General features: G+C 63.4%; 20 protein-coding genes. 14 read left to right on the plus strand and 6 right to left on the minus strand.

The features are described 5' to 3' along the window. Positions 1–31 precede the first annotated feature (31 nt). The 10 genes from K0S66_RS12415 to trxA all read left to right on the plus strand — a co-directional run bounded on the left by K0S66_RS12415 (position 32) and on the right by trxA (position 14008). Complete coding sequence (locus K0S66_RS12415) at positions 32–268, plus strand: acyl carrier protein (RefSeq protein WP_046410516.1); 237 nt, start codon at positions 32–34, stop codon at positions 266–268. 119 nt (positions 269–387) lie between these two features. Further along, the gene (fabF, locus tag K0S66_RS12420) at positions 388–1647 is read left to right on the plus strand and encodes a beta-ketoacyl-ACP synthase II (protein WP_301075750.1); all 1260 of its coding nucleotides are present in this window, start codon (positions 388–390) and stop codon (positions 1645–1647) included. A 77-nt stretch (positions 1648–1724) separates the two neighbouring features. Further along, the gene (gene mltG, locus K0S66_RS12425; RefSeq protein ID WP_301075751.1) at positions 1725–2693 is read left to right on the plus strand and encodes an endolytic transglycosylase MltG; all 969 of its coding nucleotides are present in this window, start codon (positions 1725–1727) and stop codon (positions 2691–2693) included. A gap of 76 nt (positions 2694–2769) precedes the next feature. Then, positions 2770–5091 carry a PAS domain-containing sensor histidine kinase gene (locus K0S66_RS12430; protein WP_301075752.1) on the plus strand — a complete coding sequence of 774 codons (2322 nt, stop codon included), beginning with the start codon at positions 2770–2772 and terminating at the stop codon, positions 5089–5091. Then, positions 5088–5546 (plus strand): tRNA (adenosine(37)-N6)-threonylcarbamoyltransferase complex ATPase subunit type 1 TsaE, encoded by a 459-nt coding sequence (tsaE, locus tag K0S66_RS12435; RefSeq protein WP_301075753.1) that lies wholly within the window; start codon positions 5088–5090, stop codon positions 5544–5546. Before K0S66_RS12430 ends, tsaE begins: the two co-directional genes overlap by 4 nt. Next, on the plus strand, positions 5543–6514 hold the full coding sequence (locus tag K0S66_RS12440; protein ID WP_301075786.1) for a phosphotransferase: 972 nt from the start codon (positions 5543–5545) through the stop codon (positions 6512–6514). The genes tsaE and K0S66_RS12440 overlap by 4 nt, the downstream gene beginning before the upstream one ends. Beyond that, positions 6511–7263, plus strand: coding sequence for a nucleotidyltransferase family protein (locus K0S66_RS12445; protein ID WP_301075755.1), 753 nt, complete (start codon positions 6511–6513; stop codon positions 7261–7263). Before K0S66_RS12440 ends, K0S66_RS12445 begins: the two co-directional genes overlap by 4 nt. After that, a complete protein-coding gene (gene addB / locus K0S66_RS12450) occupies positions 7256–10183 on the plus strand; it encodes a double-strand break repair protein AddB (RefSeq protein ID WP_301075756.1) in 2928 nt (975 codons plus the stop codon). The genes K0S66_RS12445 and addB overlap by 8 nt, the downstream gene beginning before the upstream one ends. Beyond that, on the plus strand, positions 10173–13637 hold the full coding sequence (gene addA, locus K0S66_RS12455) for a double-strand break repair helicase AddA (RefSeq protein ID WP_301075757.1): 3465 nt from the start codon (positions 10173–10175) through the stop codon (positions 13635–13637). Before addB ends, addA begins: the two co-directional genes overlap by 11 nt. A gap of 47 nt (positions 13638–13684) precedes the next feature. Continuing rightward, the gene (trxA, locus tag K0S66_RS12460) at positions 13685–14008 is read left to right on the plus strand and encodes a thioredoxin TrxA (protein ID WP_301075759.1); all 324 of its coding nucleotides are present in this window, start codon (positions 13685–13687) and stop codon (positions 14006–14008) included. A 54-nt stretch (positions 14009–14062) separates the two neighbouring features. Here trxA and argJ read toward each other — a convergent pair whose 3' ends face one another. Beyond that, positions 14063–15289 (minus strand): bifunctional glutamate N-acetyltransferase/amino-acid acetyltransferase ArgJ, encoded by a 1227-nt coding sequence (gene argJ, locus K0S66_RS12465; protein ID WP_301075787.1) that lies wholly within the window; start codon positions 15287–15289, stop codon positions 14063–14065. Between the two features lie 176 nt (positions 15290–15465). On the opposite strand from argJ, the gene K0S66_RS12470 reads away from it, so the two are divergent. Together K0S66_RS12470 and secA are read left to right on the plus strand one after the other, a co-directional pair. Beyond that, entirely contained in the window at positions 15466–15723 is a 258-nt protein-coding gene (locus K0S66_RS12470) for a hypothetical protein (RefSeq protein WP_301075760.1), read from the plus strand. A gap of 92 nt (positions 15724–15815) precedes the next feature. Further along, a complete protein-coding gene (gene secA, locus K0S66_RS12475; protein WP_301075762.1) occupies positions 15816–18551 on the plus strand; it encodes a preprotein translocase subunit SecA in 2736 nt (911 codons plus the stop codon). Between the two features lie 116 nt (positions 18552–18667). On the opposite strand, the gene K0S66_RS12480 is transcribed toward secA, so the two are convergent. From K0S66_RS12480 to K0S66_RS12500, 5 genes are all read right to left on the minus strand, one after another. Continuing rightward, positions 18668–19270: a hypothetical protein gene (locus tag K0S66_RS12480; RefSeq protein ID WP_366520832.1), complete on the minus strand. Its 603-nt coding sequence runs from the start codon at positions 19268–19270 to the stop codon at positions 18668–18670. A gap of 119 nt (positions 19271–19389) precedes the next feature. Beyond that, positions 19390–20553: a glycosyltransferase family 1 protein gene (locus K0S66_RS12485; protein ID WP_301075763.1), complete on the minus strand. Its 1164-nt coding sequence runs from the start codon at positions 20551–20553 to the stop codon at positions 19390–19392. Positions 20554–20602: 49 nt separating this feature from the next. After that, on the minus strand, positions 20603–22387 hold the full coding sequence (locus K0S66_RS12490) for a cation:proton antiporter (protein WP_301075764.1): 1785 nt from the start codon (positions 22385–22387) through the stop codon (positions 20603–20605). A 31-nt stretch (positions 22388–22418) separates the two neighbouring features. Beyond that, complete coding sequence (gene opgC, locus K0S66_RS12495; protein WP_301075765.1) at positions 22419–23534, minus strand: OpgC domain-containing protein; 1116 nt, start codon at positions 23532–23534, stop codon at positions 22419–22421. Positions 23535–23548: 14 nt separating this feature from the next. Continuing rightward, positions 23549–24769, minus strand: coding sequence for an NADP-dependent isocitrate dehydrogenase (locus tag K0S66_RS12500; protein WP_301075766.1), 1221 nt, complete (start codon positions 24767–24769; stop codon positions 23549–23551). A gap of 144 nt (positions 24770–24913) precedes the next feature. On the opposite strand from K0S66_RS12500, the gene K0S66_RS12505 reads away from it, so the two are divergent. Together K0S66_RS12505 and K0S66_RS12510 are read left to right on the plus strand one after the other, a co-directional pair. Beyond that, positions 24914–25648 carry a phosphatidylserine decarboxylase gene (locus tag K0S66_RS12505; RefSeq protein WP_301075768.1) on the plus strand — a complete coding sequence of 245 codons (735 nt, stop codon included), beginning with the start codon at positions 24914–24916 and terminating at the stop codon, positions 25646–25648. Beyond that, a complete protein-coding gene (locus tag K0S66_RS12510; protein WP_301075769.1) occupies positions 25645–26511 on the plus strand; it encodes a phosphatidylcholine/phosphatidylserine synthase in 867 nt (288 codons plus the stop codon). Before K0S66_RS12505 ends, K0S66_RS12510 begins: the two co-directional genes overlap by 4 nt. Positions 26512–26766 lie beyond the last annotated feature (255 nt).

Raw genomic sequence — 26766 nt, forward strand, 5'->3', positions numbered from 1 at the left:
ACAACCCCCCGACGAAACAAAGGGAATTATTATGAGCGAGACCGCCGACCGCGTGAAGAAGATCGTCGTCGAGCATCTCGGCGTCGAGGCCGACAAGGTGACCGAGGATGCGAGCTTCATCGACGATCTCGGCGCGGACAGCCTCGACATTGTCGAGCTGGTGATGGCGTTCGAAGAAGAGTTCGGGGTAGAAATTCCCGATGACGCCGCCGAGAAGATCACCACCGTGCGCGATGCGATCACCTACATCGACGAGCACAAGGGCTGATCGCCCGCGGGGCGGGGCGGCATGACGTTCGCTCCTGCTTCGCACTGGATTTGAGCGGCTCCCCGTCCCCGTCTAGAGGGCGGGGGGCCGTTTCGTTGTAATGTTCATGGAGTTGCGCAATGCGCCGCGTCGTTGTCACAGGTCTTGGTCTCGTCACCCCGTTGGGGGCAGACGTGGAAACAGCATGGGCCAATATCATCGCTGGCAAGTCGGGCGCAGGCCCGATCACGCGATTTGATGCATCGGACCAGAAATGCCGCATCGCCTGCGAGGTGAAGCCGGCGGATCATCCGTACGGCTTTGATGCCAGCAAGCGGGTCGATCACAAGATCCAGCGCCAGGTCGATCCATTCATCGTGTTCGGCATCGATGCGGCCGGGCAGGCACTCGAGGACGCGGGCCTGACGGAGATGTCGGAACAGGAGCGTTTTCGGGCAGGTTGTTCGATCGGCGCTGGCATCGGCGGATTGCCAGGTATCGCCAGCGAATCGATCGTGCTCCATGAAAAGGGTCCCAGCCGCGTCAGCCCGCACTTCGTGCACGGGCGCCTGATCAATCTGATCTCGGGTCAGGTCAGCATCAAATATGGCTTGATGGGGCCGAACCATGCGGTCGTGACCGCCTGCTCGACCGGGGCGCATTCAATCGGCGATGCCGCTCGGATGATCGCCATGGACGATGCGGACGTCATGCTGGCCGGTGGCTCGGAAGGCGCGATCTGCCCGCTTGGCATTGCCGGCTTCGCCCAGGCGCGCGCACTCAGCACGAACTACAACGATACCCCTGAGAAGGCCAGTCGCCCGTACGACAAGGACCGCGACGGCTTTGTGATGGGCGAGGGCGCTGGCGTGGTCGTGCTCGAAGAATATGAGCGCGCCAAGGCTCGCGGTGCGAAGATCTATGCCGAAGTGATCGGCTATGGTCTTTCCGGCGACGCCTATCACGTCACCGCGCCCCATCCCGAAGGTTCGGGTGCGTTCCGCTCGATGGAGATGGCGATGCGCAAGTCGGGACTCCGGCTTGAGGATATCGACTACATCAACGCGCACGGCACCTCGACGCCGCTGGGTGATGAACTGGAGCTTGGCGCGGTCCGTCGCCTGTTCGGCGATCATATCGGCTCGCTTTCCATGTCCTCGACGAAGTCGGCGATCGGTCACTTGCTCGGCGGCGCGGGCGCGGTCGAAAGCATCTTCTGCATCCTGGCGATGCGCGACCAGATCGTGCCCCCGACGCTCAACCTCGACAATCCAAGCGACAATTGCGCGGGCGTCGATCTGGTGCCGCACACCGCCAAAAAGCGTCAGGTGCGCGCCGTGCTCAACAACAGCTTCGGCTTTGGCGGCACGAACGCATCGCTGGTGATGAAGGCGATCTGACGGTCGGCGCGGGCCGCGTGAGGCTGGCCGGCTGAGCGCCGGCCGCCCGCGGCACGTGCCATCACCAGGGTAAATGCATGCGCAAGACTGGGTGTTTCGGACTGCTGATCGGGCTGGTGTTGATCGCCGGCCTGTTCTGGATCGCGCGTGACTGGTCGGGTCCGGGTCCGTCCCCGAAACCCTTGTCCGTCGTGGTACCCGCCGGGGCCAGCCTCGCGCGGGCGGCGATCGAGCTGGAGAAGCAGGGCGCGATCCGCTCTGCCCAGCGCTTCCGCGGCTATGCTCGTGTGTTCGGCAGCGGAACCCCGATCAAGGCCGGCGAATATGCAATCCCGAAAGGCGCCAGCGCCGCCGACATCCTGACGCTGCTCGAAGACGGCAAGGTCCGCCAGCGCCTGGTGCCTGTGCCCGAGGGCTATCCCTCGATCATGGTGCATGAGGCGCTGATGCGTGCCGAGGGCCTCCGCGGCGACGTGGCGGTGCCGGGCGAAGGGTCGATCCTGCCCGATAGTTACGCCTATCAGCTCAACGATACCCGAGCGGCTGTCGTCGCGCGGATGCAGAGGGCGATGAGCGATTATCTCGCCGCTGCCTGGAAGAAGCGCGAGCCGGGCATCGCGGTCTCTACCCCGCAGGAAGCCGTCATTCTCGCGTCGATCGTCGAGAAGGAGACCAGCAAGCCGTCGGAACGGCGGATGGTCGCGGCGGTTTACACCAATCGATTAAAGCGTGGCATGCCGCTTCAGGCGGATCCGACGGTCATATACCCGATCACCAAGGGCAAGCCGCTCGGCCGCCGCATCCTTCGCTCGGAGCTTCAGGCGAAGAACGGCTACAATACCTATGCCAGCGCCGGCTTGCCGGTCGGGCCGATCGCCAATCCAGGCCGCGAATCGATCGACGCCGTCCTCGATCCTGAGACCAGCTCCGCGCTTTACTTCGTCGCGGACGGCACTGGTGGCCATGTCTTTGCGGACACGTTGCAGCAGCACAACGCCAACGTCGCTAAATGGTATGCCATTCGCCGGGCGCGCGGCGAGATGTAAGCTGTTCACATCGGTCGATCCGCGCGTAGAAAGGGGAACGACCTAACGGACACGCCGATTTCCTTTGACCACTCCCATGTTGATCGTTGCGGGCTTGATCCTGCTGCTGCTGGTGGCGGGAGCCTCGGCGGCACTGTATCACGGCCTGAGGCTCAGCGGCGCGGCGACTCGTGAGCGGGAGCGGTGGCAAGCCACCCAAGCGCTGCTTGCCCATGCGCCGATGCAGCCGGTCCTGGTCCGCCCCGACCTGCGGCTCGACATGCCGCCCCGCGTGGCGGATCTCTTCGGCCTCGTTCAGCCGGCGACCGATCTCGATGGCCTGAGCTCGGCCGGCGGCGGTCTCGACCCGCTCGATGTGGAGCGGATCATGGCCGATCTTCTGGCCATGCAGCGGTCCGGCCGCCCGTTTGTTCGGCAAGTGCGCCCCCGCGGCGCTGCCCGGACACTGACCCTTCGGGGCGAACGTACACCGACCGGGCGGCAAGGGACCGATCTCGTTTTGTGGGTGCATGACGCCAGCGAGGAGCAGGCAGAGGTCGAACGCCTCGCTAACGAACAGTCGCAGGTGCGCGAGGCGTTCGAGGCGCTGACCGGTCTGATAGAGGCCGCTCCCATGCCCATGTGGTACCGTGGACCCGACCTTCGCTTGTCGATGGTCAACACGGCCTATGTGCAGGGGGTGGAGGGCAGCGATGCGGCCGATGTCGTCGGCCGCGGGGTGGAATTGATCGAGGGATCGGGGCACGGTGGCCCGCTGGCCGGCGCCATCGCCGCCCGTGAGACCGGCCGGCCTGAGGTGCGGGTCCTCCCGGCTACCATCGGCGGCGCGCGACGCTCCATGTTGCTCCATGATGTGCCGCTGCCCAACGGCGGCGTTGCCGGCTTCGCAATTGACATCGAGGAGCTGGAGCAGGCGAGGGCGCGCGAGCGGCGGTTTGCCGACGCGCAGCGGGCGATGCTGGATCGATTGTCCGCCGGCGTCGCCCAGTTCGGCCGTGATCGCTCCTTGGTATTCTGCAACCAGCCATTCCGCCGCATGTTCGCGATGCGCAGCGAATGGCTCTCCGATCGTCCGGAATTCGACCGCGTGATTGAGCGGATGCGGGAGGCGAATCGGCTGCCCGAGGTGCGCGACTTCCCGGGATGGAAGGCGGAGCGCCGCGAATGGTTCACGCGCACCGATGCAGCCGTCGAGGAAACGTGGCACCTCCCCAACGGCGTCTATATCCGTGTGGTCGCGCAGCTGCTCCCCGATGGCGGGCTCCTGTTGATCTTCGAGGATCGTACCGAGGAGGTGCAACTGGCATCGGCGCGCGACACGCTGTTGCGCGTCCGGACCGCTACCTTCGACAATCTCTTTGAGGCGCTGGGTGTCTTTGCCGCCGATGGTCGCCTCCAACTCTGGAACAACCGCTTCCGTGCCCTGTGGGAGCTGGAAGAGGAGTTTCTCAACGGCCATCCCCGCGTCGATGCGGTCGCGGAAAAGATCGCACCCAAATTGCGCACCCCCAACCGGGCAAAGCTCGTGACCGACCTGGTCCGTTCAGCGACCAGCGACCGGCAGCAGCGCGGTGGCCGTGTGGCGCTGGCAGATGGACGACATTACGAATTCGCTGCGGTTCCACTGCCGGATGGCAATGCCCTCTTTACCATGCTGGACATCACCGACAGCCGGCGTGCGGAGCAGGCGCTGCGCGATCGCGCCGCCGCGCTCGAGGCGGCCGACAAGGTGAAGACCGCCTTTGTCGCGAACATGAGCTACGAACTGCGCACCCCGCTTACGTCGATCAGCGGCTTCGCGGAAATGCTCCACGCTGGCTACGCCGGCACCCTGTCCGATCAGGGCACGCAATATGTCGGCGCGATCCTCGATTCGGTCGAGCGGCTCGGCTTGTTGATCGATGACGTGCTGAACCTGACCCAGGCGGAGGGGGAACCGGCGCTGACCCGTGAGGAGGTTGTGCTCGCCGACCTGCTCGCCGCCGCCGCCGAGGCCCGGCGAAGCGATGCCGATCTGCGCGCGATCGATCTGGTCACGGCCATCGATCCGGGTGTCGGCAAGGTGGTGGGTGATCCGCAGCGGCTGCGCGAGGCGGTGGATCATCTGCTGCGCAACGCCCTGAACGCGACGGGCGGCGGAGGCCGGGTGCTCTTGCACGCGGATGGCGACGGGCGCGCGGCGCGGATCATCGTCTCGGACGACGGTGCCGGCCTCGATGCCGACGCCGTCAGCCGCGTCTTTGACCGGTTCGCCCAGGCAGCCAGCGCCGACACCGGTCGAACGCTCGACCTTGGTCTCCCGCTGGCCAAGCAATTTGTCGAGGCGCATGGCGGCTCGATCACGATGGTCAGCGAACCGGGCGTCGGATCGCTCGTAACGGTGGAGCTTCCGCGATGAACCGCGGCGAGCGCATGCTGTCCGATCCGGCCGCTAGCGAAGCTGTCGGGGCGGAGGTCGCCAGCGTTCTACGCGTCGGTGATGTGGTTCTGCTCGAGGGGCAGCTCGGCGCGGGAAAGACCAGCATCGCGCGCGGGCTGCTGGCCGCCCTCGGCTTGCAGGGCGAGGCACCCAGCCCCAGCTTCGCGATCGTCCAGCCCTATGACGTGCCCGAGGTTCGCCTGCCGGTGCTTCACGTCGATCTCTACCGGCTGGACGATCCTTCCGAAATGCCCGAACTGGGGCTGGACGATGCGCTTTATGACAGCGCACTTGTGGTCGAATGGCCGGATCGCGCAGGGCCCGGCGCATGGCCGGATGCGCTCCGTCTGGCGCTTTCCATCGAACCGGATGGCGCGCGGCGCTTGACTTGGGAAGCGCCGGCGGCATGGGAGCGGCGATGGCCCTCGATATGACTCCGCCCCCGCACGCGCGCCCGTTTCTGGCCGCCCATGGATGGGGACAGGCGGAAATTCTGCCGCTTGCTGGCGATGCTTCCTTTCGCCGGTATTTCCGTGTCGTAGATGGCCATCGTCGGGCTGTGTTGATGGATGCGCCGCCGCCGCAAGAGGACCCACGTCCCTTTCTGGCGGTAGCCAAATGGCTTTCCGGACACGGCTTTGGTGCGCCGACCATCTATGCGGCCGACGATGATCGCGGGCTCGTGTTGCTCGAGGATTTCGGCGACAACCGCATGCGTGAGGCAATCGATCGCGATCCCGCCGCGGCTGAGGGCTTGTACCAGAATGCCGTCGACATCCTGATCGCGCTTCGCGGCCACGCGGCGGGCGACTGGCGGCCCTATGATCGTGCGGAACTGCACCGCGAGGCTGCGCTGCTGGTTGAATGGTATTGCCCTGCGCTGTCGTTGGAGGTCGATCTTCCCGGCTATACCGCCGCATGGGACGCGGTGTTCGATCATGCGATTTTCGACCGCCCCGTTACGGTGCTGCGCGACTATCACGTCGAAAACCTGATGCTCGTCGGCGATCCGCATCGCCTTGGGCTCCTCGACTTCCAGGACGCGCTCGCCGGTCACCCGGCCTATGATCTGGTTTCGCTGCTTCAGGACGCCCGCCGCGACGTGGCGCCCGAACTCGAAGGCGCGATGATCGCGCGCTACTGCAATGCGACGGGGGAGGGGGAGGCGTTCATGCGCGCCTATCACGTGCTTGGCGCACAACGTAACGCGAAGATCATCGGGATCTTCACGCGCTTGTGGCAGCGCGATGGCAAGCCGCGCTATCCCAGCCTTTGCCCGCGCGTCTGGACCTATCTCGAACGCGATCTGGCTCAGCCCGCACTGGCGCCGGTTGCCGCCTGGTTTGATGCCAATGTTCCCGCGGCGCTTCGCGGCGATCCGCTTCAACTGAGCGCGCGATGACCAAACCCCGCGCGATCCGGCCGAAGCTGCCGGTGGTGGTGCCGAGCACTGCGATGGTCATGGCGGCCGGGTTGGGCAAGAGGATGCGGCCGTTGACGGCCACCCGTCCCAAGCCGCTGATCCCGGTGGCGGGCAAGCCGCTGCTTGATCACGCGCTGGACCATCTTCGCGCCGCCGGCGTCAAGCGCGCCGTGGTCAATGTTCATTACCTCGCCGACACGTTGGAGGCGCATCTCTCGACAATCGACGGGCTCGACATCGTGGTGTCGGATGAGCGCGGCCAACTGCTGGAAACCGGCGGCGGCCTGATCAAGGCGCGTCCGTTGCTCGGCGATGATCCGATCTTCGTCGTGAACAGCGACAATTTCTGGCTGGATGGGCCGGTTGATGCACTGTCGCTGCTGGCTGACCGTTGGGACCCCAAGATCATGGATGTCCTGTTGTTGCTGGTGCCGCTGGCCCGCGCGCACTGCCATGGCGGTCAGGGCGATTTCTACCTCGACGCCACGGGGCGGATCACCTCTCGCCGCAAACCAGGTCGGGTGGCGCCCTACGTCTTCATCGGCGTGCAAATTCTGAATCCGGCCATTCTCGTCGATGCACCGGAACCGCCATTTTCGACCATGATTTTCTGGGAACGCGCGATCGCCGAAGGTCGCGCTTACGGCGTGGTCCATCAGGGGCTCTGGGTTGATGTCGGCACGCCCGCGGCGGTCGCGCGGGCGGAGGAATTGCTCGGGAATGGCTGATCGGCACCGGCCGCGGATCTATACGATCCCGGCGCACCGTGCCTTCGCCGACGCGCTCGTCGCAGGGCTGATCCGCCGGTTCGGCGATGATCAGCTGGGCCTTGCCCGTGGGCTAATCCTTTTGCCCAACAACCGCGCGAAGCTTGCGGTGAACAACGCCTTTGTCCGGGCTCGCGGCGGCGCGCTGATCCTGCCGCGGCTCGTCGCGATCGGTGCCGAAGATATCGGCGAGGCGATTGGCGCAGCGCTCGATCCCGCGGACACTGATCCGCCGCCGCCCGCGATCGCGCCGCTCGCGCGTCAAATGATCCTCGCGCGACTGGTTCAGGACGAGCGCCCGTCGCTCGACGCGCCCGAAGCGGTGCGGCTCGCCGGTGAGCTTGCCCGAACGCTCGACCAATTGACTGTCGAAGAGGTGGATCCAGCACGCCTCGCCACGCTCGATCTGGGCGACCTGACCGCTCATTGGCGAACCGCGCTGGATCTGTTCCGGATCGTGATCGATCAATGGCCGGAAGAACTGAAGCGCTTGGGACGCATCGATGCCAGCACGCGACGCGTGCTGCTGCTCCGCCGCTTGGCTGAGCGGTGGCGTACGGCGCCGCCCGACGGATTTGTCTGCGCCGCCGGTATTACCGATGCGGCACCCTCGGTCGCGACGATGATGGGATGCGTCGCGACGATGGATCGCGGGCTGGTGGTGCTGGCCGGATTGGATCGGGCCATGGCCGATGATGAATGGGCCGCGTTAGGCCCGCATCAGGCCGATCCTGTCACAGGAAAGGCCGAACGCGCCATTGAAGTGCACCCCCAATTCCATCTGAAGCAGCTGCTTGCGCGAATGGGAATGGCGCGCGAGGACGTGGCGCTGTGGCCCGACGGCAGCGATCACGACGCCTCCGCCGCCCGGGGCCGGACGATCGCAACCGCTCTCGCACCGGCCGAATACACTGCGCGTTGGACCGAATTGCCGCCACAGCAACGGCAGTTGGCTGGCGTTCGGGTCGCCGAGCTCGCGACCCCGGCCGACGAGGCGCAGGCAATCGCGCTCGCCTTGCGTGAGGCGCTGGAAGTACCGGAACGCACCGCCGCGCTGGTGACGCCTGATCGTGCTCTGGCACGCCGCGTATCGGCCCATTGTGCGAGGTGGAACATCGCTGTCGACGACAGCGCCGGCCGTCCGCTTTCGATCCTCCCGCCCGGCACGTTGCTGATTGCGATCGTCGAGGCTGCGGCCGAGGGATTTGCGCCGCTCGCGTTGTTGACGCTGCTCAAACACCCGCTGGTTCGCGCTGGGGATCAGCGCGGGCGTTGGCTGGAGGGCGTGCGCCGGCTTGATCGTCGCTTGCGCGGCCCACGTCCTGCAGTCGGACTGGCCGGCATTGAAGCGCATCTCGCTGAAAAGGCAGGGCCCTGGTGGGTGGAGGTACGGACCCTGCTGGATCCGCTCGCCGCGGTCTTCGCTTCCGACGCCCATTCCCTTCGCGACCTGATCGCTGCGGTTCGGGATGCGGCGACTGCCTTGGCAGGCGACGAAGCTTGGCGCGGACCCGCGGGGCGTGCGGCAGCTGATCTCCTGGCCGATCTCGAGTCCGAGGCTGATCGCGGGCCCCGCGGTGTTTCGGCGGTGGGGCTCGCTCCGCTGCTTCGGCTTCTGATGGACCAGGTGGCTGTCCGTCCGCAGGGCGGACATGCGCGTCTCGCCATCTACGGATTGATCGAGGCGCGCCTTCAATCGGCTGACTTTATGATCCTCGGCGGGCTGAACGAGGGCGTATGGCCCGGTGCTGCGGCCCCTGATCCTTGGCTGGCCCCCAGGATCAGGACGATGCTGGGCTTGCCCGGGCTGGAGCGTTCGATCGGCGTGGCCGCGCATGATTTCGGTCAGGCACTGGGCGCACGCGAAGTTCTTATCACCCGCGCGCGGCGGGACGCGCGCTCGCCCGCTATCCCTTCGCGCTTGTGGCTTCGCCTCGCGGCGATGGCGGGCGACGAATTTGATCGTGCGCGTGATGTGGCGCTGGAGCAATGGACGCGGGAGATCGATGACGGCGGCACGCCACATCCGGTAAGCCGTCCTGCGCCTTCTCCACCGCGCCGGCTCAGGCCTACTGCCATGTCAGTCACGCACGTCGACCGGCTAAAGGCCGATCCGTTCGCGTTCTATGCCCAGCGAATTTTGGGCCTGCGACAGCTCGACCCGGTAGATGCCGATCCAAGCGCGGCGTGGCGCGGCACCGCCGTTCACAGCATTTTGGAGGCTTGGGCACGCGATGACGCATGCCGCGTCGACCTGTTGGCCCCGCGTGCACTTCAGATGCTTGGCGAACCAACGACGCACCCGTTGCTCCGGGCGTTGTGGCAGCCGCGCCTGCTTGCTGCCGTCGAGTGGATCGCCACCAGGATGGCCGCAGAGCAGGCGAACGGTCGAACAGTGTTGGCGGCAGAAGGAAAGGGGAGTGTTACGATTGCCGGGATCGAGCTATCGGGACGGTTCGACCGCATCGACCGGATGAGCGACGGCACGCTGGCAATCGTTGACTACAAAACCGGCAAAGCGCCATCCGCTGCGGCAGCCCGGGCAGGTTTCTCGATGCAATTGGGTCTGCTTGGCGCGATTGCCGAGGTCGGCGGGTTTCCAAACATTCGCGGCACGGCCCGAGCCTTTGAATATTGGTCCTTGGCGCGGTACCGTGACACGTTCGGCAGCATAACGACGCCGGTTGATCCCGTTGGGAAGGGCGACCGAATTATCACGTCGGAGTTCGTCGATCGCGCGCGGGCCGTCTTCGTAGAGGCGGCAGAACGCTGGCTGCTGGGCGATGAGCCTTTCACGGCCAAACTACACCCCGAATACGCTCCCTATACCGAGTATGATCAGTTGATGCGGCGACACGAGTGGTACGGTCGTGACCAGTAGTGGCTCGTCTCGCATTCGGCCGCTGCCGCCCCTGCGCGGTGAGCAGCGTCGGGCCAGCGCGCCCGACGCACATGTGTGGCTTTCAGCGTCCGCGGGCACGGGGAAGACCCAGGTTCTGTCGGCGCGCGTTTTCCGTTTGCTGCTGCGCGGCGTTGATCCGGCCGCCATTCTCTGCCTGACCTTCACCAAGGCAGGAGCCGCCGAAATGGCGGCGCGCGTCAGCCAGCGCCTGGCGGCCTGGGTGCGAATGAAGGATCGCGATCTGTTCGCAGACCTTCAGGCGTTGGGCGAGGCGGCTGACCCGGCGCAACGCGATCGTGCGCGCACCTTGTTCGCCAAGGTGCTCGATGCGCCCGGTGGTGGCCTGCGTATCCAGACGATCCATGGCTTCTGCCAGAGCCTTCTCGCGGCTTTTCCAACCGAGGCTGGGCTCGTCCCTGGCTTCCGACCGATGGAGGCGCGCGAAGAAGGCGTATTGGCGCGCGCCACCCTAGCAGACCTGCTCGTCACCGCAGAACGGGAGGGGCGAGCAGGGCCGGTGGAGGCGATCGGTAAACTTAGCCTGCGGCTCGGTGAGATGGGCGCAGACCGGTTCCTCAACGATTGTGCGCGCGCAGGGCCGGCCTTGGAGCAGCTGCCAAGCGGCATTCAGCCATGGCTCCGTCATGCTCTCGATCTTCCCTCCGGGGACGTCGAGGAACATATCAGAACGGCTTGCGACGATGACCTGATAGACCGAACGGCCCTGGAAGCTATCAGCCAGCTGAACGCCTCTTGGGCAACGAAGAACGGGTTGGCGCGCGCCGAAACGATATCGCTATGGCTCGCCGCCGGCGCGGAAGAGCGTGCCGAAACGCTCGAGAAGCTACATCACGTCTGGGCCAAGGCCGACGGCGATCTGCGCTCCTTTGGCAAGGGGCAAGCGCCCGTAGACCCCGCCTACGCGGATCTGGCCACAAGGTTGCACGGTCGTTGCGCCGAGCTGCTTAGCCTCAGGGTGCGTGCCGCCTATGCTGATCTTCTGGCGGAGGCACTTACCGTCGGGCGCGAATATGCGCGGGCCTATACGGCCACCAAGCGCCGGGGGGGGCTCGTCGACTTTGACGATCTGATCGCCGCGACGATTGGACTGCTTGATCAGCCCGGCATTGGCGAATGGGTACGATTCAAACTGGATCAAACGACCGAGCATGTCTTGATCGACGAGGCGCAGGACACAAACGTTGCACAATGGCGGATCGTCCGCGCGCTGGTCGACGAATACTTCGTCGGACGTGGGGTGTATGCTCCATCAGTCCGTACCCTCTTCACCGTAGGCGACCACAAGCAGGCGATCTTCGGATTTCAGGGCACTGACCCGATCAATTTTCGTGCGGCAGAATTGCACTTCGCGCGAAAGGCAGCAGACGTCCGCGGTCACGACCGGATGCCGGATGACGAACGGGGGCTTCCTTTCGAGCGCCTGTCGTTGGTGTCCTCCTTCCGTTCCACCCGGCCGATCTTGCAGTTTGTCGATGCCGCAATCGAAACCTTAGAGCAGGACGCTCTTGGCCCTGGCGTGGAGTTGCGAGAGCACGCCAGCGAGGTTCGGGGGCCGGGAATAGTCGAGCTATGGCCGCCGATCGTTTCCGGCGAGGTCGAAGAGGAGGGGCCGGAAGACTGGATCGATGATGCCGTCCGCCGGAACGCGACTCGGATTGCGCGGCAGATACGCGGCTGGCTCGATCAGGGCGTCATGCTGGAGAGCAAGGGTCGTCCGATCCGTCCTGAAGACATCATGATCCTGGTGAAGCGCCGCGGAGAGATCGCGCAGCTGATCGTCGCCCGCCTGTATGCAGAAGGCGTCCCTGTGGCGGGTGTTGACCGGCTGCGGCTGAATGCGCCGCTGGCGGTGCAAGATCTGCTGGCTGCGATCCGCTTCGTCCTGCAGCCAGACGATGACCTTAGCCTGGCAAGTCTGCTGGTATCGCCACTGATCGGCTGGACTCAGGAAGAGCTGCTCGATCGTGCGATCCCGCGAGCCGGCAGCCTGTGGCGCCATCTATCGGATCATCATCGCGACTTGCTGGCCCCACTCGATGCCATGCTGGCGCGCGCGGACTTTTCGACGCCATATCGCTTCCTTGAAGAATTGCTGTCGGGCCCGCTCGGTGGCCGCAAGAGGCTACTTGCCCGACTTGGCGAAGAGGCGCGGGACCCGATCGAGGAACTGTTGAGCGCAGCGCTGGAGTTCGAAACAAGCTCTACGCCTTCGCTACAACGCTTCCTGGACTGGTTCGACCGTGGGGAAGTTGAGGTAAAGCGAGAGGCGGAGGGGGTCTTGAACGCCGTCCGCGTCATGACAGCTCACGGGGCAAAGGGCCTGCAGGCGCCGGTGGTCATTCTGGCCGACGCGACAGCGGACCCTGATGGAACGCGCGGCGGCAACTTGATGTGGGCGCCGGAAGGGGCGTCAGCGCCTATCCCGGTGTTCCCGCCTCGCGCCAGCGAACGGGCAGGCCCGATCGCTGACACCGTCGCCGCGACGGCAGCGCGGGAGCGGCAGGAGCATTGGCGACTGTTCTATGTCGCCGCTACGCGCGCTGAAGAGCGCTTGGTGATTGCCGGCTCTCTGGGCCCGAAGTACCGCAACAGCGGTCCGCCGGCGCAAAGCTGGCATGTCGCCGCAAGCCAGGCATTCGATGCGCTCGGCGTAGGGGCACCTGATGACAAGGGTGTACGCACCTTTCACGGCGATCCTCCGGCGGCTGCCGTCGCGCCTCAACAGCCCGGCACAACGGAGGCGGCGGTGCCGGCAGCGCTACCCGATTGGGCCCGAGAAGTCGCACCACCAGAGGCGAGGCCTCCACGACCGCTTGCCCCGTCCTCGATGGGCGAAGACGAAGTTGCTGATCCGCCTCCCACGCCAGCGATGCGCGCAGCCGCTGAGCGGGGACGGTTGATCCACGGCTTGTTCGAACGTCTACCCTCGGTCGACAAAGACGTTCGTCGCAACGTAGCAGATCGCTGGCTCTCGCAGGTGGGAGGTGTCGCAGACCTTACAGAGCGCGCGCGCCTCACCGACGTGGTCTGCGGGATTCTCTCGGATGATCGCTTTGCCGCACTCTTCGGTCCCGGGTCGTTGGGAGAAGCGCCAATCAGCGCGATCGTTGATGGCGGATTGGTGATCGCCGGAACCGTTGATCGCTTGCTGGTCACGGCGGACCGTGTGCAGGTTGTCGACTTCAAAACCGGGCGCGTCGCCCCAGATCGGCTGGAGGATGTGCCGAGCTATCACGTTCGGCAAATGGCCGCCTATGTCGCCGTTCTCGCCGTCATCTTTCCTGACCGCGTGATCGAAGCCGCACTGCTTTACACGGCCGGGCCGAGGATGATCGCACTGCCGCCCGAGCTCCTGTCGCGGCACAAGCCGGGCTTTTCAGGAGCGGAGCAAAGCTTGATCACTGATCGTTGAGTGTAGCGCATTGCGAACCTAAATGGGGCGCAAAGGAGATTTGTAGCATGGCCACTAAGAAGATCACGGACGAGAGCTTCCACGCTGATGTCCTCCAGTCTGACAAGCCGGTGCTGGTCGACTTCTGGGCGGAATGGTGCGGGCCGTGCAAAATGATCGGGCCGAGCCTGGAGGAGATTTCCGACGAGCTCGGCGAGCAGGTTACGATCGCGAAGATCAACATCGATGAAAATCCCGATGCACCGGGACGCTATGGCGTGCGCGGCATCCCGACCATGATCCTGTTCAAGGGCGGGAATCCGGCAGCGACCAAGGTTGGCGCCGAGCCGAAGGGCCGCATCAAGGCCTGGCTAGAAGGCGAACTGGCCTGAAGATCTTAGCGGCGATGGTCGTGCCTTGGCATGGACCGTCGCCGCTTAAGTCCATCAGCTGCGGTAGTCGGCGTTGATGGAAATATATCCATGTGTCAGGTCGCACGTCCAAACGGTTGCTCGTCCTTCGCCGAGCCCCAAGTCGACGCCGATCGTGACCTCGTTCCCCTTTAGATGAGCGGCGACCGGCGCCTCGTCATAGCCTTCAACGGCTAATCCGTTGCTGGCGACCTGCGTATTCCCGAAGCGGATCGACAGCCGATCACGTTCCGCCATTTCTCCCGCTTTCCCTACCGCCATGACCACGCGGCCCCAATTGGCGTCCTCTCCGGCAACGGCCGTTTTCACCAAAGGCGAATTGGCGATGGACATTGCGATGCGATGTGCTGAACGATCGCTCTCCGCGCCCTCTACCGATATCTCGATCAGTTTGGATGCGCCCTCTCCATCGCGGACAACCAGTTGGGCTAGCTGGTGGCAGAGATCAGACAACGCCGCACGGAAGGCGTCCCCACCGGGGCTATCTTCGTTCGTCAGCGGCGAATTGCCGGCTTGGCCGGTGGCAAAGGCAAGTACCGTATCACTGGTCGAAGTATCCCCATCGACCGTGATGCAGGAAAACGTCCGAGCGTTTGCGCCCGAGAGCGCGGCCTGAAGAAATGCGGCATCCACCGCCGCGTCGGTGAAGATGAAGCCGAGCATGGTCGCCATGTCAGGCGCGATCATGCCTGACCCCTTGATCACGCCGACGAGGGTGACAGTCTTGCCGTCGACGATGGCCGTGGTGGCCGCTCCCTTCGGGTAAGTGTCCGTCGTTCCGATCGCTTCAGCAACCTGGCGCCAATCGCAGGGCTGTGCGCTGAAGGCTGCGTCCAGTCCGGCTTCAGCCTTATCGATCGGCAGTGGAACGCCGATTACGCCTGTGGATGCGACAAAGACATCAGACGGCTTGCAGTCGAGATGTGCCGCCGCCCTGGCCGCAATCGCCTCAACCGCCGCACGGCCGCGGTTTCCGGTGAACGCGTTCGAATTTCCGGCATTCACCACCAGCGCACGTGCTTCGCCGAGCACCAGCGCCTTACGGCACCATTCCACCTCCGGTGACGGGCATTTTGACTGGGTCAGCACGCCTGCGACAGTCGTGCCGGGATCAAGGGCAACAAAGGTCAGATCACAGCGGTCCCACGCCTTGTAGCGCGCACGAGCAACATGTGGCGTCGCGCCCGCAATCGGCGCGAGTTCGGGGAAGGGCAGGGCGAGCGGAGACATGACGTGGGACATGCGGACGCCATGCCGCGAACCGCGAAGAGAGTCATCACGCTTGTACAAGCAGTGCAGGTCGGGCGGCGATGACGAAGCAGGCTGGACCATTGTACAAGCGGCGCATTGCGCATCTTGCACCGCTCGGTGACGCTTTTGGGTTGGCCGAGCCGCCTCGCCATCCTATGTCCGGCCGCGTGAACATCCTGCTGCTTCTCTCTGCACTGCTATCGGCGCTGACCGGGATCAGCGGCAGTGCGCGCGCTCAGGATCAGGCACGCGCAGTTGCAGAGGGGGCGGTTACCGCCGCCAGCGTGGCGACGGCGCCCCGGGCGGCTACATGGCATCCGACTTCCGTTCTCGTCTCGCTTGCCGAGGCATCGCGCGCATTCTCCGGCAAGCCATTCATGCTCGAGGCGATTGAGCCCGCATTCGCTAGCCGTCGGCGCGAATAGGCAGCGATCCGCCCACCACCGGGGCCAATACCGCTCTTCCTTTGCGCGCGCCTAGATGGCTGCCGCGCCGCTATGATATCAGGAACAGATCCATGTTCGGCAACATCGCCAAGTCGCTTTTCGGCTCGTCCAACGACCGCTACGTCCGCTCGCTCAATCCCATCGTGGCCAAGATCGCGTCTTTCGAGCCCACGCTCCAAGCTATGGACGACGCGACACTCGCGCAGCAGACGACGCTGTTTCGTGAGCGGCTCGCTCGCGGCGAGAAGCTCGACAGCCTCCTGCCAGAAGCGTTCGCTACGGTTCGAGAAGCCGCACGGCGCGTGCTCGGGCAGCGGCACTATGATGTCCAGATGATCGGCGGCATCGTACTTCACCGTGGCGAGATCGCGGAGATGCGGACCGGTGAAGGCAAGACGCTTGTCGCCACGCTTGCGACCTATCTCAATGCGCTGCCCGGAAACGGCGTCCACGTCATCACGGTCAACGACTATCTTGCTGCCCGCGATGCTGACTGGATGGGTCGCGTTTATCGCTTCCTAGGACTGACCGTGGGCGTGATTGTCCCCAACCTGTCGGATGATGAGCGTCGCGACGCCTATGCCGCGGACATTACCTACGGAACGAACAACGAGTTCGGCTTCGACTATCTGCGCGACAACATGAAGTATGACCGCGCCTCGATGGTGCAGCGGCCGTTCGCCATGGCGATCGTCGACGAGGTCGATTCGGTGCTGATCGACGAGGCGCGTACGCCGCTGATCATTTCCGGTCCGACGGACGACAAGAGCGAGCTTTACATATCCGTCGATGCCGTCGTGAAGCAGATTACGCCCGACGACTACGAGAAGGACGAGAAGCAGAAAACGATCGTCCTGACGGAGGACGGCACGGAGCGTGTGGAGCGGCTCTTGGAGGCGGCGGGCCTGCTGGAAGGCGCAAACCTCTACGATTTCGAGAATACCCAGGTGGTTCACCACTTGAACCAGTCGCTGCGCGCGAACGTGATGTTCAAGCGCGACATCGATTACATCGTGAAGGACGGGAAGGTAATCATCATCGATGAGTTCACCGGCCGAATGATGGATGGTCGGCGTTGGTCTGACGGTCTTCACCAGGCCGTGGAGGCGAAGGAGGGTGTCCAGATCGAGCCCGAGAACCAGACCATGGCCTCGATCACCTTCCAGAACTACTTCCGCATGTATCCGAAGCTCGCCGGCATGACCGGCACGGCAGCGACTGAAGCGGCCGAGTTCTTCGACATCTACAAGATGAACGTCGTCACGATTCCGACGAACAATCCGATCCGGCGTGTCGACGAAGAGGACGAGTTCTACAAGGATACGCACGACAAGTTCCGCGCGATTGCAAAGCGCATTCGCCAGCACGCTGAAAAGGGTCAGCCGGTCCTCGTCGGCACCGTCTCGATCGAAAAGTCAGAAATGTTGAGCGACTTTTTGAAGCAGGAAGGCGTCGACCATTCGGTGCTGAACGCGCGCTACCATGAGCAGGAAGCGCATATCGTGGCGCAGGCTGGCCGATTGGGCGCTGTGACGATCGCGACGAACATGGCAGGTCGCGGCACCGACATTCAGCTCGGTGGCAATCTTGAATTCCGCGTCGAGGACGAGCTGTCGGGAATGCCGGAAGGGCCGGAGCGCGACGCGGCGATTGAGCAGATCCGCGCAGAGATCGCGGCGGAAAAGGCGAGGGTGCTTGAGGCCGGGGGGCTTTTCGTCCTCGGAACCGAACGACACGAAAGCCGCCGAATCGATAATCAGCTACGGGGCCGGTCGGGCCGCCAAGGTGATCCCGGCCTCAGCCGTTTTTACCTCAGCCTCGACGATGACCTGCTGCGTATCTTCGGCCCGGACACGCTGTTCGCCCGCATGATGCGCAACAACATCGAGGATGGCGAGGCGATCGGCAGCAAGTGGCTGTCGAAGGCGATCGAGACTGCGCAACGTAAGGTCGAAGCACGCAATTACGACATCCGCAAACAGGTCGTCGAATATGACGACGTCATGAATGACCAGCGTAAGGTCATCTACGAGCAGCGCGCGGACATCATGGATGCGGAGACGGTTGGCGATGTCGTAACCGACATGCGCGCCGAGACGGTCAACGCGATCGTGGGCGATGCTTGCCCGGTTGGCTCTTATCCGGAGCAATGGGATGTGGAGGGCATGAAGGACCGGCTTGCCGAGATCCTGAACCTGACGCCGCGTATCGATGATTGGCTGTCCGAGGACGCTGTTGATCCCGAGATGATTACGGAGCGCGTCCAGGCAGAGGCGGATGCGATGGTTGCCTCAAAGGCGGCAGAGCTGGAGCCGGAAACCTGGACGCAGGTCGAGAAGTCGATCCTACTCCAGAACCTAGACCATCACTGGAAGGAGCATCTGGCCACGCTCGACGCGCTTCGCCAGGTTGTGCACCTGCGCGCCTACGCGCAGAAGACTCCGATTAACGAATATAAGCAGGAAGCCTTCGCGCTGTTCCAGCGGATGCTCGATTCGATCCGCGAGGACGTGACCAAGACGATCGCGCATGCTCAGTTCCAGCTGCAGGCCCCGCCGCCGTTGCCTGATCTGCCGGACTTCATCACCACACACTTCGATCCATTCTCGGGCGAAGACAATTCTTCTGACATCGACGCTGGAACGCTGGGCCTAATCCAGACGCAGGTGCCTCCCATGCAAATTCCGCAACCTTCCGGCGTTGAGGTGGGAGAAGACCCGGAAAGCTGGAAGGGTGTGGTAAGCCGCAATTCGCCGTGTCCCTGCGGATCGGGGCGTAAGTACAAGCACTGCCACGGCGCGGTTTGATACGAGCGGGCGGGCCAGTGAGCTCGCCCACCTAAACTCGGGTGCTTGTTCAGGCACAAAAATAGGGCTTCGTCAGGTCAACTGACGAAGCCCTTTTTGGGAGTATGTCCTCGTGATTAGCGCCGGCGCTGTTCCGGCAACCTGATCGTGGGACCTAGCCGCTCGATGACGTCACGCGCGTTGAAAGCGCGTACTTCGCCGCGAGGCGGAGTGCCCTTGCCCATGACGATCTCGGCAGACGCCTCGTAGCGATCAACGGTGCGCACGTCGAAGTCGTTGAAGCCGCCACCCCAAGGACCCCATCCGCCCCAGCCGCCCCACGGGCGACCATAGAAGCGCCACGAAGGGCCCCAGTACCCGCCCAAGCCACCGTAGCCCCAGCCGGGACCAAAGCCTGCACCAGGGGTGGCATAGGTACGTGCCTGCCGGTCCGTTTGCCGGTCGACCGTGATGAAGTAATCGTAGCCGTTCTGCAGCGTCAGTTCGGCAGCGCGATACAGAAGGTACCGCTCGACGGTGTCACGGTCAGTGACCGTATTGCCAGCGAAGTTGACGAGATACCGATTGGCTTCAATCTGCTGATCACTGAAGCCGGTGCGATAGAATCCCTGCCCCGTTGCAGGACGATACGGCGTCTCGGTTGCGCAACCAGCAACCAGTAGCGCGCCGGAAGCGGCCGCCGCCAAAAGCAGCCTACGACCGGTACGGTTCATGCTCATTGTGTCATCTCCGATACCCGCCGGAACGGCGGAAGCTGACTTCAGCTAAATGATAAACTTGGAACGGGCGATGAACGGATTGGCTCCGTTACGTCTCGTTTCGTCGCAGCAGGGTCTGCTTAGCCATCAGCTTTCCGACGCCGTTCTTCCATCAGGTCCAGATAGGTGGAAAGGACCGCCTCATTGATGATGTCCCAGCGATAGCTCGCCGCCTTGTCGCATCCCTTGTGGCCCATGCGCAGTCGTTCATCGGGTGAAGCGATCAATCCCGCGATAGCATCCGCATAGGCAGGGATATCACGTGGTTCTACGAGCCGGCCCGTCTGGCCGTCGTCGATCAATCCCAATGCGCCTGAGGCACGTGCGGCGACAACAGGCACTCCCGAAGCCATGGCCTCAAGGGTGACGTTGCCGAATGTCTCCGTCACACTCGGATTGAAGAAGATATCCATCGACGCAACGGCCCGGCCCAGGTCATCACCTGTCTGGAAGCCGGCAAAGGCGGCATCAGGCACCTGCTCGGCAAACCAATCACGTGCGGGGCCTTCTCCGATCACCAGTACCCGATGGGGCACATCACGTCTGCAAAGCTCGGCAGTCACCTCCGCGAAGATGTCCAGGCCCTTTTCTTTTACCAGCCGCCCAAGAAATCCGACGGCCACTTCGTTGTCCGCAATGCCCAGGCTGCGGCGCCAGTCTAGGTCTCGCCGGCTCGGGGAGAAGCGATCGTGATTGACCCCGCGAGACCAGACGGCGGTCGGCGTGTGGACGCCCCAACTCCGCAGGATCTCAGCCAACAGCGGCCCCGGCACCAGGACCCGTTCGGCACGATTGTAGAAGCGCGTCAGCAAATGCTCGACCATCGGCTCCAGAAAACCCAAGCCGTAATAACGCGGGTACGTTTCAAACCTGGTGTGAAGCGAGGCCACCCGGGCTATGCCGCGGCGCCGCGCGTAGCTGATCGCGCGGTGACCCAGAATGTCCGGTGCAGACACGTGGATCAGATTTGGTGCGAACGCCTTTAGGTCGCGACGGGCTTTCAGCGGCAACCCACGCGCCAACCGGTACTCGCCACGGTCGCCAGGCAGCGGCAATGCCGGCACGTCGACGAGGTCGCCCGTCGGTGCAAAGGCGGGCTCATCCACCGTTGGCGAATAGACACGCACGTGAACGCCACGAGACAGAAGATGCCCGACCAGGAGGTTGAGCGCCTGATTGGCCCCATCACGAGTGTAGTTATAATTGCCGCTGAATAGCGCGACACGAAGGTCCGACGGCTGCATGATGACGCGCCGCTAACCCCTGATTGCGGCGATCACGGGGCAGATCGGATCAGCCGCGGTGCAGACTTCCGAGGTCGGACAGCCGGGGGAGGCGACGAATGCGAGGTTCGCGCTCCAAGTCGGCTTGTTCGCGGATGGTCTGACGCAGCTCATCCCTTTTCTCGTGAATCGACGCGATGACTGGTCCCATCGCAACGCCGAGGTCAACCAGCACCGCTTCGGAAAGCTGAAGCGAACTTTCCAGCGTCTCCGGCACCGCGTCGGTGACGCCGGCGCGGTAGAGTTCGGCGGCGTGCGCTGCGTCGCGGGCACGAGCAATGATGGGCAGATCGGGCGCAAGCGCCCGCACGCGCCGCGCCATTCTTACCGATAGCGGCGGATCATCCATAGTCAGGATGAGCGCGCGCGCATTTGGCAGGTCGAGTCTGTCCACCAACTGTGAACGGACAACGTCGCCGTAGATGATCGCATGTCCAGCGGCACGGCCTGCCTTGACCGCGTCTATGTTGGCCTCAACCGCAATGTAGGGCTGATCGTGGACCGCCAGCAGCTCAGCGACTAGCTGGCCCACCCTCCCGAACCCGATGATCACCGCTCGCTTTGTGCCCTCGGGGGGCTCGTCGAGCGGTTCGCTCCGCCCTTCGATGCGGCGGGAGATGGCGCTGCCGGCAAAGGCGAGGAGCGGCGTTATCGTCAGGCCGATCGCCGTGACCGTCTGCCAAAATGCCGCAGTGGACGGCTGGATAAGCTGCGCCTGCGCCGCGGTTGCCAGCACGATTAATGTGGTTTCAGAGGGGCTACCCATCAGTAGCCCCGTCTCAGCGGCTACACCTCGGCGCGCGTTCCCGACCCGAAGAAGGAGATAGGTGACGACCGTCTTGATCGATACCACGGCAGCAACCGCGAGCAGCAGCTCGTGCCAGTTTTGGGCAATCAGCCGAAGGTCGAGGCTCATCCCAACGGTGATTAGGAACACCCCGAGCGCGAGGCCCTTGAACGGCGCGGTGATAACTTCGACTTCAGTATGATATTCGGTTTCGGCGATCAGTAATCCGGCGAGAAGCGCCCCGACGATCGGCGAAAGTCCTGCAGCGGTCGTGGCCACACTTGCGACGATCACGACCAGCAGTGACGCTGCGAGGAAAAGCTCGGGGCTTTTGGTTCGTGCTGCTTGTCCGAACAGGCGGGGCAGGATCAGCCGGCCCGCAACATACATCGCAACTACGGTGAGCCCGCCCCGTAGCGCAACGATGCCGATTTCCGCCAAGCCGCCTTCGCCAGCGGACGGCGCCAGCGCGCCAAGTGCGAAGATGATCGGCACAAGCGCGAGATCTTCGAACAAAAGCATCGCAAACGCGCCGCGCCCTACGGCGCTGGCCGAACCCACGAGTGGTAGGACCAGGGCGGTCGAGGAAAGTGCCAGAGCTAGGCCCAAGCCGATCGCGCCGGACCAGCTTTGCCCAACGTAATGCAACGTGATCCCAATGATGAGCGCGGACCCGAGTAGTTCGGCCGGCCCAATGCCGAAAACCAGGCGGCGCATCGCCCATAACCGCCTGAAGGAAAGTTCCAGCCCGATCGAAAACAGCAACAGGATGATGCCAAATTCGGCGAATGGTCGCACGAACTCAGGATCAGATATTGTTACATAATATAGCCAGGGCGCGCGATCGATCTGACTCCCTAGGCCCGCTGGCCCGACTAGCAGGCCGACTAGGATGAAGCCGATAACCGGGCTAATCCTAAACCGGGCAAACGCGGGGATAACCAACCCCGCTGCTCCCAGAACGACCAGCGCATCTGAAAAGCCGGGGTTGTCGAGACCAATTGCCATAACACATTCATGCAGACTGCGCCGGCGGTTGTCAGCAGCCGTGTTTCGGCCCGTGTCGCGTTCGTTCCCGGAACACAGCCACGGCCAGCGTGACTAAGATCCCCGTCACCACCGCGACGTAATAGAGCGCGCGGCCACCGCCCGCCCGATCCCACAACACACCGAGGGCGTAGGTGGCGAGCAGACCCGCCGCAAAGCAGTCCAGGCTGTGACGGCCGATCAGCGCGGTCCAGCGCAGCGGCGCAGACCGAAGTATCCTGCCTGCCATTGCTAGTAGGCTCGCATATAGCAGTAGCATCAGGATGGCGTGGCCGAGCCGTAGGAGATTGAGCCCATAGCGCCCTGTGAGCCATTCCGGCCGGGCTACGTCTTGCACCTTTGCCAGCGCCCCCGCCGCAAAAATAATGACGAGGAGGACCAGCATCGGCCAATTTTCCTCAAGCCATTTGAAGAGGGTGGTGTGAACACGCCACGCGCCGAGTCCCATTGCCCCGAAAAACAATAGCTGCCAGCTCATCAGCTTTAGAATGCCATCATCGTTGTTCGTTGGATCAGCCGACACGTGCCGGATCGTCAGCAACTGTGCCAGAAGGTACAGCGCGATCGTCGTGGCCATCAGAGCACGCGGCGAACGGTGATGAATCGCAATCGCAGCGGGTGCCAGCAGCATAAGGGTGATGTACAACAGCAGAATGTCGAGGAGCCGCGGCGCTCTCTGCAGGGTCACGAACTGGAAGATCGAACGGGCTGGGTCGTCGAGAAATGAGCCCAGCCGCCAGAAACTCAGCTCAGCCGGCGTCATGATGGTGGCAAGCGGAAGCACGAGCACGAGCAGGGCCAAGTTATAGACCCAAAGAGTTCGAGCGCGACGTAGGACTGCCGTCATCGCGTGTGGGCGAGAGAGATAGACCAGCCCGACCATATAGCCGGACATGACGACGAACAGCTCAGCTGCGGTCGAATAACCGTAGCGGGTCGGAGTTGGCACCAGCCACGTCGAAAGGCCGCCGGCCTCAACAACTTGACTGAGGTGATTGATCAGGATTGTGATGAGCGCCCAGCCGCGCAGGATATCGATCCGAAGTTCGCGCGACGCCGGCTGCAACGACGAAGGCCCCGGTGATCCACCGGGGCCTTGCATCATCATTGGCGTACGCAGGCTTATGCCCAGTTAGCCATCTTGTTCTCGAGGTTGACGCGGACCGCCTCAAAGAACTGCTCGGTCGTCATCCACTTCTGATCGGGTCCGATCAGGATCGCGAGATCCTTCGTCATGTCGCCGTTCTCAACCGTCTCGATGCAGACCTGCTCCAGCGTTTCGGCAAAGCGGGTCACATCAGGGGTGCCGTCGAACTTGCCGCGGAACTTGAGACCGCCGGTCCAGGCGAAGATCGACGCGATCGGATTGGTCGACGTCGCCTTGCCCTGCTGATGCTGGCGATAGTGACGGGTGACGGTGCCGTGCGCGGCTTCCGCCTCGATCGTCTTGCCGTCCGGCGTCATCAGCACCGAGGTCATCAGGCCCAGCGAGCCGAAGCCCTGTGCAACCTGATCGGACTGCACGTCGCCGTCATAGTTCTTGCAAGCCCAAACGAACTCACCGTTCCACTTCAGCGCCGACGCGACCATGTCGTCGATCAGGCGGTGCTCGTAGGTGATGCCCAGTTCCTTGAACTTCTCGGCGAACTCCGCCTCATAGATCTCGGCGAAGATATCCTTGAAGCGGCCGTCGTATGCCTTGAGGATGGTGTTCTTGGTCGACAGGTACACTGGCCAGTGGCGGTTGATGCCGTAGTTCAACGAGGCGCGCGCGAAATCGCGGATCGACTCGTCGAGGTTGTACATGCCCATCGCGACGCCCGCGCCCGGAAAATCGAACACTTCGCGCTCGATCTCCTGACCGTCTTCGCCCGTCCACTTCATCGTGAGCTTGCCTGCCCCCGGGACCTTGAAGTCGGTTGCGCGGTACTGGTCGCCAAACGCGTGGCGGCCAACGACGATCGGGTGGGTCCAGCCCGGGATCAAGCGGGGTACGTTCTTGATGACGATCGGCTCACGGAAAACGACGCCGCCCAGGATGTTGCGGATCGTGCCATTGGGCGACTTCCACATCTGCTTGAGGCCGAATTCCTCGACGCGCGCCTCGTCGGGCGTGATCGTGGCGCACTTCACGCCAACGCCGTACTTCTGGATCGCCTTGGCGCTGTCGACAGTCACCTTGTCGTCGGTGGCGTCGCGGTGCTCCATCCCAAGATCGTAATAGTCGAGATCGATATCGAGGTACGGCTTGATCAGGCGCTCGCGGATCCATTCCCAGATGATCCGGGTCATCTCGTCGCCGTCGATCTCCACGACGGGCGTTTTTACCTTGATCTTCGCCATTGTGCGTATCCTTTGAAGGGGAGTGTTTGGGGCGGTCGATAGGGGGAAGGGGGCGGAGGATCAACCACCGCCGGGGCTGTCGCCAGTGCGCCGCCGCAGATCGCCTGCGTTGTATGACGGCAACACCCTCGCTACACGGATCATATGCCGTCTTTACCGAAGCCCGAGGAACAGGGCCTGCCAGTGACCACCACCGTCAGGTGGCGCTTCCCCGCGATTCATCCGGAGGGGCAAAAGTTCACCGCGATCGCATTTGGCATCACGCTGCTGATGACGATCGTCCACAACATCTTCTTCTGGCCGCTGCTGGGTTTAACGCTCTGGGTGGCAGCGTTCTTCCGGGATCCGATCCGTACCACACCGCGCGGTGAAGACCTGATCGTGTCACCCGCAGACGGCTTGGTCACAATGATCGCCGAAGTACCCGTACCGCGCGAATTGATTGCAGAGTTGGGAGCCGAGCGGATGACACGGGTTTCGGTCTTCATGAGTGTGTTCGACGTTCACATCAATCGTTCCCCGATCGCAGGTACCATCCGCCAAGTGGTTTACATCTCTGGCAGGTTCCTCAACGCGGATCTCGACAAGGCTTCTGAGGACAATGAACGCCAGCACTTTGTGGTTGAGGGACATGATGGACGCAAGGTGGCCTTCACTCAGATTGCCGGGTTAGTGGCCCGCCGCATCATGGGGTTCGTTAAGGCCGGCGACATGGTTGCCGCGGGCCAACGCATCGGCCTGATCCGCTTCGGCAGCCGCGTCGACGTCTACCTACCGGTTGGATACGCGCCGCAGGTTGCGCTCGGTCAGCGGGCCATTGCCGGAGAAACGGTGTTGGCGCGAGCCGGTGCGTTCGCCGTCGCGGGGGTGGCGCAGTGAGGCGTCCGGTTCGTGCCCGACGCGGCATTCCGCTGCGCGCCGTTGCACCCAACGCGATCACCGCGCTTGCCCTTTGCTCAGGATTGAGCGGTGTGCAATTCGCGATCAAGGCGCGGATGATGGAGAATGATCTCCTCCTTCACCAAGGCGCAGCGTTCGCTGCGATGCAGGACCGTATCGGAACTCACTGGCAACTCGCGGTCATGTTCGTGCTTGTAGCCGGCATTCTGGATGGGATCGATGGGCGTATAGCTCGCCTTCTACATGGGGAGAGCCGCTTCGGTGCAGAGCTGGATTCCCTTGCCGATGCGATCTCGTTTGGGGTCTCGCCAGCGCTGATCTTGTATCTCTGGTCGCTGTCATCGTTGCCGAGGTTCGGGTGGATTGCTGCGCTTATGCTGGCCGTTTTTGCGGCGTTACGCTTGGCCCGGTTTAACGCCGCGATCGACTCCGGTGATCAGCCCCATAAATCGGCTGGCTTCCTCACCGGCGTACCTGCCCCAGCAGGCGCTGGCCTGGCGTTGCTGCCGATGTTCCTGTGGTTCTGGACTGATGAGCCTGTGTTGCGCTCATCCTATGTTGTTGCACCTTGGACCGCGCTCGCGGCCATTTTGATGGTATCCAGCATCGCAACATGGTCTTGGACCTCGCTGCGCCTGCGCCGAAACATAAGATTTGAGGCACTTGCGGTCGTAGTGATCGTGGCCGCGGCGGCGGTTACTGCTCCTTGGCATACCACCAGTGCACTCAGTATCGCCTACTTGCTGGCAATACCATTCAGCATGGCCGCTTACGGAAAGGTCAAGCGGCTGCGCGCGAAGTCGATGACACCGAGCGTGCGGGGGTCGCCGCCCACCGCCTGACGGCGATGCGCTGCTCGGCGCGGACCAAAGCGGCAAGCGGCTGATGTTGAGGTAACTCACCGCGGAGCGCAGCCAGAATACGGTCCGCGCGTGGAACGATCGTCGATACAATCGCGTAAATTGATATGCCAAATGTTCCGGCAAACACAGCGAAACTCATCACCGACAGCATTGCTCGCCTCCGACTCAACCTGCGAACCGTGCACTCTAAACCGCTGAAAACATGTCTCGTTCCGGACGTAAGCAACTGATCAG

It is taken from the genome of Sphingomonas sp. (assembly GCF_029239295.1).
Classification (GTDB): Bacteria; Pseudomonadota; Alphaproteobacteria; order Sphingomonadales; family Sphingomonadaceae; genus Sphingomonas.